Source organism: Mycobacterium sp. NGS35 (genome assembly GCF_059812855.1).
Genome location: NZ_JCALDL010000008.1, coordinates 137641 through 149614, shown reverse-complemented (window position 1 = coordinate 149614; position 11974 = coordinate 137641). Strand labels below are relative to the sequence as shown.

At 66.7% G+C, this 11974-nt stretch carries 8 protein-coding genes and 1 pseudogene; 8 read left to right on the top strand and 1 reads right to left on the bottom strand.

Features of this window, described 5'->3' with window-relative positions; all coding sequences use genetic code 11:
• The first annotated feature begins 134 nt into the window (after nucleotides 1–134).
• From AC5Y4C_RS14870 to AC5Y4C_RS14850, 5 genes and pseudogenes are all read left to right on the top strand, one after another.
• Nucleotides 135–2075 carry a 2-oxoacid:acceptor oxidoreductase subunit alpha gene (locus tag AC5Y4C_RS14870; protein WP_499908734.1) on the top strand — a complete coding sequence of 647 codons (1941 nt, stop codon included), beginning with the start codon at nucleotides 135–137 and terminating at the stop codon, nucleotides 2073–2075.
• The gene (locus AC5Y4C_RS14865; protein WP_499948622.1) at nucleotides 2068–3165 is read left to right on the top strand and encodes a 2-oxoacid:ferredoxin oxidoreductase subunit beta; all 1098 of its coding nucleotides are present in this window, start codon (nucleotides 2068–2070) and stop codon (nucleotides 3163–3165) included. The genes AC5Y4C_RS14870 and AC5Y4C_RS14865 overlap by 8 nt, the downstream gene beginning before the upstream one ends.
• The gene (mobA, locus tag AC5Y4C_RS14860; RefSeq protein WP_499963759.1) at nucleotides 3158–3736 is read left to right on the top strand and encodes a molybdenum cofactor guanylyltransferase; all 579 of its coding nucleotides are present in this window, start codon (nucleotides 3158–3160) and stop codon (nucleotides 3734–3736) included. The genes AC5Y4C_RS14865 and mobA overlap by 8 nt, the downstream gene beginning before the upstream one ends.
• Nucleotides 3737–4447: 711 nt before the next feature.
• Nucleotides 4448–4681, top strand: a pseudogene (locus AC5Y4C_RS14855) (transglycosylase family protein); the annotation flags it as partial.
• Nucleotides 4682–4860: 179 nt separating this feature from the next.
• Nucleotides 4861–5346: a transglycosylase family protein gene (locus AC5Y4C_RS14850; protein WP_499963761.1), complete on the top strand. Its 486-nt coding sequence runs from the start codon at nucleotides 4861–4863 to the stop codon at nucleotides 5344–5346.
• A 49-nt stretch (nucleotides 5347–5395) separates the two neighbouring features.
• Here the strand turns inward: AC5Y4C_RS14850 and AC5Y4C_RS14845 are convergent, their stop codons facing one another.
• Nucleotides 5396–6562, bottom strand: a complete 1167-nt coding sequence (locus tag AC5Y4C_RS14845) for an FAD-dependent oxidoreductase (protein ID WP_499963763.1) — start codon at nucleotides 6560–6562, stop codon at nucleotides 5396–5398.
• A gap of 23 nt (nucleotides 6563–6585) precedes the next feature.
• Between AC5Y4C_RS14845 and AC5Y4C_RS14840 the strand changes: the two genes are divergently transcribed.
• From AC5Y4C_RS14840 to folC, 3 genes are all read left to right on the top strand, one after another.
• A complete protein-coding gene (locus AC5Y4C_RS14840) occupies nucleotides 6586–7842 on the top strand; it encodes a saccharopine dehydrogenase family protein (RefSeq protein ID WP_499963765.1) in 1257 nt (418 codons plus the stop codon).
• A gap of 69 nt (nucleotides 7843–7911) precedes the next feature.
• Nucleotides 7912–10566 carry a valine--tRNA ligase gene (locus AC5Y4C_RS14835; RefSeq protein ID WP_499963767.1) on the top strand — a complete coding sequence of 885 codons (2655 nt, stop codon included), beginning with the start codon at nucleotides 7912–7914 and terminating at the stop codon, nucleotides 10564–10566.
• Nucleotides 10563–11966 carry a bifunctional tetrahydrofolate synthase/dihydrofolate synthase gene (folC, locus tag AC5Y4C_RS14830; protein WP_499963769.1) on the top strand — a complete coding sequence of 468 codons (1404 nt, stop codon included), beginning with the start codon at nucleotides 10563–10565 and terminating at the stop codon, nucleotides 11964–11966. Before AC5Y4C_RS14835 ends, folC begins: the two co-directional genes overlap by 4 nt.
• Nucleotides 11967–11974: the final 8 nt, after the last annotated feature.

The window sequence follows — 11974 nt, the reverse complement described above, 5'->3', positions numbered from 1 at the left end:
CCCGTGAGCTGCTTTTTTTGTGAGCACAATGGGCGATTACGCGTGCGTCGTAGGTAAAGGGTTCACTAAGAAAGTGCATAATCGGTACTAGCAGTGACATCAACCTTGCGGCTTGGGGCGAAAGGTGGTCTGTCGTGACGCCGACCGGCAACGGCGCCAGCCCTCACGGGCGACAAAAACTCGAGAGGGTCGTCATCCGATTCGCCGGCGATTCCGGCGACGGCATGCAGCTCACCGGTGACCGGTTCACCTCTGAGGCCGCGCTCTTCGGCAACGACCTTGCCACCCAACCGAATTACCCCGCCGAGATCCGTGCACCCCAAGGCACGCTTCCCGGCGTTTCGTCGTTCCAGATCCAGATCGCCGACTACGACATCCTGACCGCCGGTGACCGGCCCGATGTTCTCGTCGCGATGAACCCGGCGGCGCTGAAAGCCAACATCGGCGACCTCCCGCGCGGCGGCCTGGTGATTGCCAACTCCGACGAGTTCACCAAACGCAACCTCGCCAAGGTCGGCTACGAGGCGAATCCGCTGGAGTCCGGGGAACTGTCCGACTACGTTGTGCATGCCGTCCCGATGACCACGCTGACGCTGGGGGCCGTCGAACAGATCGGCGCGTCGAAGAAGGACGGCCAGCGGGCAAAGAACATGTTCGCGTTGGGCCTGTTGTCCTGGATGTACGGCCGCGAGATCGAGCCGCAGGAAACCTTCATCCGCGAGAAGTTCGCCCGCAAGCCCGACGTTGCAGAGGCCAACGTGCTGGCGCTGCGCGCCGGTTGGAACTACGGCGAAACCACCGAGGCCTTCGGCACCACCTTCGAGGTGGCGCCCGCCAAACTCCAGCCAGGGGAGTACCGCCAGATTTCGGGCAATACCGCGTTGGCCTACGGGATCATCGTCGCCGGCCAGCTGGCCGGCACCAAAGTGGTGCTGGGCAGCTATCCGATCACGCCCGCGTCGGACATCCTGCACGAACTTTCCAAGCACAAGAACTTCGACGTCATCACGTTCCAGGCGGAAGACGAGATCGCCGGAATCGGTGCCGCAATCGGCGCATCGTATGGCGGCGCCTTGGGCGTCACCAGCACCTCGGGCCCCGGCATCTCGCTGAAGTCAGAGGCTATCGGGTTGGCGGTGATGACCGAGCTGCCGCTGCTGGTCATCGACGTGCAGCGCGGCGGTCCGTCCACGGGCTTGCCCACGAAGACCGAGCAGGCCGACCTGCTGCAGGCGCTGTTCGGGCGCAACGGCGAGTCGCCGGTTGCAGTGCTGGCCGCGCGCTCCCCATCGGACTGCTTCGACGTCGCGATCGAGGCCGCGCGGATCGCGCTGACCTACCGCACGCCGGTGCTGTTGCTCTCGGACGGCGCGATCGCGAATGGCTCTGAACCGTGGCGTATTCCAGACGTCAGCACTTTCGCACCGATCGAGCGCAACCTGGCGCAGCCGGGCGAGGACTTCCAGCCCTACGCTCGCGACCCCGAGACGTTGGCGCGCCAGTTCGCGATTCCGGGCACTCCCGGGCTCGAGCACCGTATCGGCGGTCTGGAGTCGGCGAACGGGTCGGGCAACATCTCCTACGACCCGGCCAACCACGACCTGATGGTGCGGTTGCGCCAGGCGAAGATCGACGGCATCCCGGTGCCCGACGTCGAAGTGGACGACCCGACCGGCGACGCCGAGTTGCTCCTGATCGGCTGGGGCAGCAGCTATGGGCCCATCGGTGAGGCGTGCAGGCGCGCTCGTCGCAACGGCATCAAGGTTGCCCAAGCCCACCTTCGCCACCTCAACCCGTTCCCAGCCAATCTCGGCGATGTGCTGCGCCGGTACCGCACCGTGGTCTGCCCGGAGATGAACCTCGGGCAGCTGGCGCTGCTGCTACGCGGCAAGTACCTGGTCGACGTGCAGTCGGTCACCAAAGTGCAGGGCATGGCGTTCCTCGCCGACGAAATCGAGGACGTCATCGACTCCGCCCTCGACGGGTCACTGGCTGAAAAAGAAAGAGACAAGACCAGATTCGCGAAGTTTGACGGTAGCGTGTCGGTGAGTAAGCGGGAGCTAGTGCATGACTGATGTGGATGTCGCCGGCCGAGCGGCTCCGGCCGGGATCGGTGTAGACCTGGGACTGACCGCGATCAGCGGTGTGCCCACCACCGACGTTCCGCAGAAGGCCAAGGACTTCACCAGCGACCAAGAAGTGCGCTGGTGCCCGGGGTGCGGCGACTACGTCATCCTCAACACGATCCGCAACTTCTTGCCGGAGCTGGGGCTGCGCCGCGAGAACATGGTGTTCGTCAGCGGCATCGGATGCTCCAGCCGCTTCCCGTATTACCTGGAAACCTACGGTCTGCACTCGATTCACGGCCGCGCGCCGACGCTGGCCACCGGGCTGGCTTTGGCCCGTGACGACCTGTCGGTCTGGGTGGTCACCGGTGATGGCGACGCCCTGTCGATCGGCGGAAACCACCTCATCCACGCGCTGCGCCGCAACGTCAACATCACGATCCTGCTGTTCAACAACCGGATCTACGGGCTGACCAAGGGCCAGTATTCGCCCACGTCAGAAGTCGGCAAGATCACCAAGTCCACGCCGATGGGCTCGCTGGATCAGCCGTTCAACCCGGTGTCGGTGGCACTGGGAGCAGAAGCCACGTTCGTGGGCCGCGCGTTGGATTCCGACCGCAAGGGGCTCTCCGCGGTGTTGCGGGCTGCGGCCCAGCATCGAGGCGCTTCGTTCGTCGAGATTCTGCAGGACTGCCCGATCTTCAACGACGGCTCATTCGACCTGTTGCGTAAAGAGGGCGCCGAGGAGCGGCTGATCAACCTCACGGCAGGCCAGCCGATCACCTTCGGCAACAACGGCGAATACTGCGTCGTGCAATCAGGCTTCGGCCTCGAGGTGGCCAAGACCGCCGATGTGGCCGTCGACCAGATCGTCGTGCACGACCCGTCCATCGAAGATCCCAGCTACGCCTTCGCGCTGTCGCGCCTGAGCGACCAGGACCTAGAACACACCGTGATGGGTGTCTTCCGGCAGGTGCAGCGACCCACCTACGACGACGGCGTCCGAACTCAGGTACGCGACGCGAAGGCGGCCACCCCGCACGACACCGCAGCACTGCAATCGCTGCTGCGGGGACGCGACACCTGGACTGTTGACTGATCTCGGTTCGCCGCTGGCCGGTGTGGTGCTGGCCGGTGGCGCTTCCCGCCGGATGGGCCGCGACAAGGCCACACTGCCGTACATGGGCACCACGCTGGTGCAGCATGTGGTGAGTGTGGTCAAGCAGCGCTGCTCGCCGGTGTTCGTGATCGCCGCTCCGGGGCAGCGCATCCCGGACGTGGACGCCGACGTGTTACGCGACGACGTACGCGGCGTGGGCCCGCTCCTCGCCACTGGCCGGGGACTGCGTGCCGCAGCCGAAGCCGGGGTGCCGTGGGCGTTCGTCTGCGCCGTGGACATGCCTTTCTTGGACGCGGCGCTCATCGACGTGCTGATCGAGTCGTCGAAGGATCTTCCCGCGGAGGTGGTGTTGCCGTGGGACGGCCGCGACCACTTTCTCGCGGCTCTATACCGGACGTCGCTGGTCGAGCGGATCAACGAGTTGGTAGCCGCGGGCGAGCGCAGTATGGCGGCGTTGGTGAATTCCGTTGACGCGCAGCGAATTGTGGTCGCCGACAGCCGGCCGCTGACCAACGTAAATTCCGCTGCGGATTTACGTCTGCTGCGCTGATACGCACCGATCTGTGCGCCCTATCTGGGCCCGCCATTTATTGACATATTCGTCAATGGTCCGGTCTTCGCCGCCGGGTAATAGTGTTACCAATATCACCTGATGCGACAGCGCCGGTTTGGATCACAGCACGTCAGGCCGCATCTCACGGGGATATCGACCCCCGAATTCGGTGAGCCAGTTCACAAAATGCTGGTGATTCGGATCACCAATCGACGGGCGAACCCGAGGCTGAGAGTTTCTAAGACACGCCGGGCTGACCTGGCAGGACGCTGAGAGCCACTTCCCGTGACCGCGTCGTTATCGGTTCGAGATTGGCGATTTCGCGATGTGACTTTTTGTCGGATCGTTTGTAACTTCCATTTGTCTTCGTAACCGGAGCAAAACAATTTCAAACCAGAACCTGCGTGTGTGGGGCCACTGGGAGGCTTGCGACTGATCGCGTCGCCTCCGTCGGCCACCGGGACACCGTGGCCCGGTGAGACGAATCTTGTCTCCCTGTCGCGCCTGACCGAGACGGCGCGATTCGAGGAAGCACCCCGCCCCTCCTGGGGCGCTTACGTCCGCTTCGGCGGGCGTCCTTGGCGCGCGCTTGGCGAAAGGAATGATGTGAACAACCTCCGCAAGGTGATCACGAAGGTGATTACAGGGGCCGCCGTCACCGGCGGGCTCGTCGCTGCACCGTTGGCGATGTCGACGGCGACCGCGCAGGCGGACAGCGTGAACTGGGACGCCATCGCGGCTTGTGAGTCGGGCGGCAACTGGTCGATCAACACCGGCAACGGCTATGCCGGCGGCCTGCAGTTCACGCCGAGCACCTGGCGGGCCAACGGCGGCACCGGCTCGCCGGCGCAGGCCTCGCGCGAGGAGCAGATCCGGGTCGCGGAGAACGTTCTGCGCTCGCAGGGGCTCGGCGCGTGGCCGGTGTGCGGCAAGCGCGGCTGAGAAATCGCTGCTGTAGAGGCGGGCGGTGTCGAAGAATTTCGACACCGCCCGCCTCTTTTGCAAATCTCTTAACTTTAAAAACATTTCTTATCAGCGGTCTCCTGAGTAACACCTGCCCATGTGATCCCGATCACCCCATCGACCAATGTTTCGGGGGCTTTGGGAAAGGGACCGCGATGATGGGGATCCGCAAGACGATCACAATGGCCGCCTGCGCCGGTGCACTACTGAGCGCGCCGCTGGTACTGTCCACCGCCACCGCTCACGCCGACACCGTCAACTGGGACGCGATCGCGCAGTGCGAGTCGGGCGGCAACTGGGCCAGCAACTCCGGCAACGGCCACTTCGGCGGTCTCCAGTTCAAGCAGGCAACCTGGACGGCAAACGGCGGTGTCGGCTCACCGGCCGGCGCCAGCCGCGAAGAGCAGATCCGGGTCGCCGAGAACGTGCTGCGCACGCAGGGGCTCGGTGCGTGGCCGAAGTGCGGCGCCTACGCCGGCAGCCCCATGCCTGCCGTGAATCGCACCGCTCAGGCGCCGGCCGTCCGCACCGTGTCTGCGACCACCGGCTGCCAGAATGTCGGCAGCCTGGCCGGGATCAGGCTCGACCTGCTGTGCACCACACTCACCGCTCCACTGCAGGTCTTGGGCGGCCCCGTTCGCTGACACCGGGGTCCGCCGCCCCGACCACACGGACGCCCCATCTCGGCGTGCGTCATGCCGGCTGCGCGTCGCGGTCGGTGGGCATGGCGAACGCGCCCCTGGAGGCGATCGCGGCGAGATGGCGGGTCACCAGGGCCTCGGGCACCAGCACGCTGGCACGCGTCGCGATGGCCGAGAGCATGGGTGGGCGCAGGTTGACGATCCGCCCGAGCACCGCCGATTCCCGGATCAGCGGCGTGACGCGCGGCTTGCGGAACGCAGCGAATCGGGCGAACGCGACGGTCAGATCGTCGGCGTTGCCGGCGAACGCGGCGAGGATCGCGGCGTCCTCCAGCCCTTGGCAGCCGCCCTGGCCCAGATGCGGGCGCATCGCATGCGCAGCGTCGCCGACGAGCACGATCGGGCCTTTCGCCCATACTTTCGCTGGGGTGCGGTCGTAGAGGTCGTGGCGCAGCACCACCGCGGGATCCGTGGTGGCGAGGATGTCCGGGATGGGTTGCGCCCATGACGAATATCTGCGGCGCAGATAGGCCAGCTCGCCCTCGGCGGCCGCCGCGCCTTCGGTAGCGCGTTCGGTGGCGAACCAGTACGTGTGCGCGGAACCCATCGGAACGTGCCCGAATTCGACGCCGGGGCCCATGGTCTCGCCTGCCAGATCCGGGTCGATCGAGCAGTCCGCCACCCCGCGCCAGGCGGTGTACCCGGTGTAGGTGTCGGCGAGCGGACCGTTGAGGTGGCGCGCGGTCAGCGAGCGGGTGCCGTCGGCGCCGACGAGCGCGTCGGCGTCCTCCGTCCCGCCGGACAGCGCCAACCGGACACCACCTGCGGTTTCTTCAATACCGGTGAGCGCTACGCCGCGGCGCACCGTGCCCTCGGTCAGCGCGTTCTCCAGGATGCGTGTGAGCGCAGCGCGCTGGATCACCACCAGCGGCTCGCCGAGCGCCCGGATCATCCGATCCCGATGTGGGCGGCGCACCCATGTGCCGTCGCGCCAGCGCATCGCGCCGGCGGTGACGCGGCCGCCGGCGGCACGGACTGCGTCGCCGAGGCCTATCTGGTCGAGCGCTGCAAGGGCGTTGGGCCAGATGCTGATGCCGGCGCCGCTGGAGGTGTCAGTGCGTTCCTCGACCACCGCGACGTCAAAGCCGCGCCGCTGCAGCGCCACCGCGGCCCCCAGCCCTGCGATGCCCGCTCCCACCACCACGACCCGTCTCGGCATGGGCACGACTGTAGTTTCAACACATGACCGCAGCGGAGCGTGAACTAGACATCGTCGTGTACGGCGCCACCGGGTTCGTCGGAAAGCTGACCGCGCAGTATCTGGCCAGCGCCGGTTCGGGGGCTCGCATCGGGCTGGCGGGCCGCTCCACCGACAAGCTGCGTGCGGTCCGAGACTCGCTCGGCGAAGCGGCGAAGGAGTGGCCGCTGGTGACTGCCGACGCGTCGCAGCCGTCCACTCTGAAAGCGATGGCCGCGCGTACCCGCGTCGTCGTCACCACTGTCGGGCCTTACGCGAAGTACGGCCTTCCGCTGGTCGAAGCCTGCGCCGAAGCCGGCACCGACTACGCCGACCTCACCGGCGAGCCGCAGTTCATCCGCAAGAGCATCGACCTGTTCCACAAGCAGGCCGTCGACACCGGCGCGCGCATTGTGCACGCGTGCGGTTTCGACTCGATACCGTCCGATCTGACCGTGTACGCCCTCTACCGCAAGGCGGCCGAGGACGGCACCGGCGAATTGACTGACACCACGTTCGTGCTGCGCGGGATGTCCGGGGGGCTGTCGGGGGGAACGATCGCCTCGATGCTCGAGGTGATGCGCGACTCGTCGACCAACCCCGAAGTGCGGCGCATGCTTGCCGACCCGTATCTGCTCTCGCCCGACCGGCCCGCAGAACCAGATCTGGGAGCACAACCGGACAACACGTTGCGCCGAGGCCGCGACATCGCTCCCGAACTCGCCGGCCTGTGGACCACCGGCTTCGTGATGGCGCTGCCCAACACCCGAACTGTGCGGCGCAGTAACGCGCTGATGGGCTGGTCGTACGGCCGGCGGTTCCGATACTCCGAGGTGATGAGCGTCGGGACGTCGCCGGTGGCGCCGGTTCTGGCAGCGGTCGCGACGGGCGGTACGGCGGTCGCAACCGGCCTCGGCAGCCGGTTCTTCCGATTCCTTCCGCAGCGGCTTGTCGAGCGAGTGGTCCCGAAGCCGGGCACCGGGCCCAGCGAGACCGCCCGAGAACGCGGCTACTACAAGGTGGAGACCTACAGCACCACGACGACGGGCGCCCGGTACGTGGCGAGGATGACGCAGCAGGGTGACCCCGGCTACAAGGCCACCTCGGTGCTGCTGGGTGAGAGCGCTCTGGCGCTCGCATTCGACCGCGACAAGCTGTCGGAGCTGCGCGGTGTGCTGACGCCGGCCGCCGCGATGGGTGACGCGCTGCTGGCGCGCTTCCCGGGCGCGGGTGTGTCACTGGAGACCGTCCGCCTGGCCTGACAGCGGTTTCACCTGCGCGCCCAGTAGCCGCTTTCGCGCCGGGTCACCGGGCATTCCTAGAATTGACCGGTGACCCCCCGACCCACTTCGCCGGCTGCCGACGCCCTGCCCAGGGCATGGGATCCGGCCGCTGCTGAAAGCGAGCTGTACCAGAGCTGGGTCGACGCCGGGTACTTCACCGCCGACCCCCACAGCAAAAAGCCCGCGTACTCGATCGTGCTGCCGCCACCTAACGTCACGGGCAGCCTGCACATGGGCCATGCGCTGGATCACACGCTGATGGACGCGCTCACCCGGCGCAAGCGCATGCAGGGCTACGAGGTCCTGTGGCTACCCGGTATGGATCACGCGGGTATCGCCACCCAAAGCGTGGTCGAAAAGCAGCTCGCGGCGGACGGCAAGACCAAAGAGGACTTCGGCCGCGAGCTGTTCATCCAGAAGGTGTGGGACTGGAAGCACGACTCGGGCGGCACCATCGGCGCGCAGATGCGGCGGCTGGGCGACGGTGTCGACTGGACCCGCGACCGGTTCACGATGGACGAGGGCCTGTCGCGGGCGGTGCGCACGATCTTCAAGCGGCTCTACGACGCGGGCCTGATCTACCGGGCCGAGCGGCTGGTGAACTGGTCGCCGGTGCTGCAGACTGCGATCTCGGATTTAGAGGTCAAGTACGAAGACATTCCGGGCGAGCTGGTTTCGTTCAGGTACGGCTCGCTTCGCGACGACGAGCCGCACATCGTCGTCGCCACCACTCGGGTCGAGACAATGCTGGGCGACACCGCAATCGCGGTGCATCCCGAGGACGAGCGCTACCGCGATCTGGTGGGCACCACGCTGCCGCACCCGTTCCTCGACCGCAAGCTGGTGATCGTCGCCGACGAGCACGTCGACCCCGAATTCGGCACGGGCGCAGTCAAAGTCACCCCGGCTCACGACCCCAACGACTTCGAGATCGGCCTGCGGCACAAGCTGCCGATGCCGACGATCATGGACGCGCGTGGCCGAATTGCCGACACCGGAACGGTTTTCGACGGGATGGACCGGTTCGAGGCCAGGGTCAAGGTGCGCGAGGCGCTGGCCGAGCAGGGCCGCATCGTCGAGGAGAAGCGGCCCTACATCCACAGCGTCGGGCATTCCGAGCGCAGCGGCGAACCGATCGAGCCGCGCCTGTCGATGCAATGGTGGGTGAAGGTCGAGTCGCTGGCCAAAGCCGCCGGTGACGCAGTTCGCAACGGCGACATCGTGATTCACCCGGCCAGCCTCGAATCCCGCTGGTTCGCGTGGATCGACAACATGCACGACTGGTGCATCTCGCGCCAGCTGTGGTGGGGTCACCGCATCCCGATCTGGCACGGGCCCGAGGGGCAAATGGTGTGCGTGGGGCCCGACGAGACTCCGCCGCAGGGCTGGGACCAGGACCCCGACGTGCTCGATACCTGGTTCAGCTCTGCGCTGTGGCCGTTCTCGACGATGGGCTGGCCCGACCACACCCCCGAATTGCGCACGTTCTATCCCACCGACGTGCTGGTCACCGGCTACGACATCCTGTTCTTCTGGGTTGCGCGGATGGTGATGTTCGGAATGTTCGTCGCCGACGACGACGCGATCACGCTCGGCGGCGAACGCGGTCCGCAGGTCCCATTCGAGAATGTCTTCCTGCACGGGCTGATTCGCGACGAGTACGGCCGTAAGATGAGCAAGTCGCGCGGCAACGGCATCGATCCGCTGGATTGGGTGGAGATGTTCGGCGCCGACGCGCTGCGTTTCACGCTGGCGCGCGGTGCCAGTCCGGGCGGTGACCTGTCGATCGGCGAGGACCATGCCAGGGCGTCCCGCAACTTCGTCACCAAGTTGTTCAATGCCACCCGGTTCGCGTTGATCAATGGTGCTGCCCCGGCTGCTCTGCCCGACGACGGCTGGCTCACCGACGCCGACCGCTGGATTCTCGGCCGCATGGAAGAGGTTCGCGCCGAGGTCGATTCGGCGCTGGACGGCTACGAGTTCAACCGCGCCTGCGAAGCGCTGTACCACTTTGCGTGGGACGAGTTCTGCGACTGGTATGTCGAATTGGCCAAAGTCCAACTGGCCGAAGGCATCTACCACACCACCGCCGTGCTGGCGGAAGTGCTCGACACGCTGCTGCGGTTGCTGCATCCGGTGATGCCGTTCGTTACCGAGGCATTGTGGAAGGCGCTCACCGGTGGCGAATCGCTGGTGATTGCGGAGTGGCCGAAGCCGTCCGGCCGGGTGCTGAATCCCTCTGCTGCAGGCCGGATTTCGGACATGCAGAAGCTTGTGACTGAGGTGCGCCGGTTCCGCAGCGACCAGGGGCTGGCCGACCGCCAGAAGGTGCCCGCGCGGCTGGTGGGCGTGGACGCCGCCGACCTGACCGGTCAAGTGTCGGCGGTGTCGTCGCTGGCATGGCTGACCGAGGCGAAGGGCGACTTCACGCCCTCAGCGTCGGTCGAGGTGCGACTCGCGGGCGGCACCGTGACCGTCGAAGTGGACACCTCGGGGACCGTCGACGTCGAGGCCGAGCGGCGCAGGCTCGAAAAAGATTTGGCCGCAGCGCAAAAGGAGCTGACGCAGACCTCGGCCAAGCTCGACAACAAGCAGTTCCTGTCGAAGGCGCCGGCTGACATCGTCGACAAGATCCGCAACCGTCAGCAGTTCGCGCGGGAAGAGGTCGAGCGCATTACGAACCGGCTCGCATCGCTCGGATGAGCCTCGATCCCACCCCCGACGAGGCTGCCGCACTGCTTCAAGTCGAGCATCTGCTGGACCAGCGCTGGCCGGAGACCAAGATCGAGCCCAGTCTCGCCCGCATCAGTGCGCTGATGGATCTGCTGGGCTCGCCGCAACGCAGCTACCCGTCGATTCACATCGCCGGCACCAACGGCAAGACGTCGGTGGCCAGGACCGTCGACGCGTTGTTGACTGCGCTGAACCGGCGCACCGGCCGCACCACCAGTCCGCATCTGCAGTCGGCGGTGGAACGCATCGCGATCGACGGCGAGCCGATCACCCCGGCGCGCTACGTGGAGGTGTACCGCGAGATCGAGCCGTTCGTGCAGATGGTGGACGCGCAGTCGCAAGCGGCGGGCGGGCCGGCGATGAGCAAGTTCGAGGTGGTCACCGCGATGGCGTTCGCAGCGTTCGCCGACGCGCCCGTCGACGTCGCCGTCATCGAAGTGGGGATGGGCGGGCGCTGGGACGCCACCAATGTGGTCAACGCGCCGGTCGCCGTCATCACCCCGATCAGCATCGACCACACCGACTATCTGGGTCACTCCGTCGCCGAGATCGCCAGCGAGAAGGCCGGCATCATCACCCGCCAGCCGGAATCGTTGGATCCCACCGACACCGTCGCCGTGATCGGCCGTCAACTTCCTGCAGCAATGGAGGTGCTGCTGGCGCAGACCGTGCGCGCGGATGCCGCTGTGGCGCGGGAGGATTCGGAGTTCGCGGTGCTGGAGCGCCAAATCGCCGTTGGGGGCCAGCTGCTGACGTTGCAGGGCTTGGGTGGGGTGTACTCCGACATCTTCTTGCCGCTGCACGGCGAGCATCAGGCACACAACGCGGCGATCGCGCTGGCCGCGGTGGAGGCGTTTCTCGGTGCCGGAGCGCAGCGCCAACTCGACGTCGACGCCGTGCGCGCCGGCTTCAACGCGGTCAAGAGCCCCGGGCGGCTGGAACGTGTCCGCTCGGCGCCGACTGTATTGCTGGACGCGGCGCATAACCCGGCCGGCGCAGCGGCACTGGCGCACACGCTGCAGAGCGAGTTCGACTTCCGCTATCTGGTCGGGGTGGTCGCAGTGATGGCCGACAAGGACGTCGCCGGCATTCTCGAGGCGCTGGAACCGGCGTTCGACCAGATCGTCGTCACCCACAACGGATCCCCGCGCGGTCTTGACATCGACGTGCTCACCGACGCGGCCGTCGAGCGCTTCGGGCCCGACCGCGTGGTGCGGGCGGCCACACTCGTCGACGCGATCGAGACGGCCACTGCGCTGGTGGAGGAGGCCGGCGCCGACGACGGCTTCGCCGGGGCAGGCATGGTGATCACCGGATCGGTGGTCACCGCGGGTGCCGCCCGGACGCTGTTCGGAAAGGACCCGGCGTGACGCAGCCC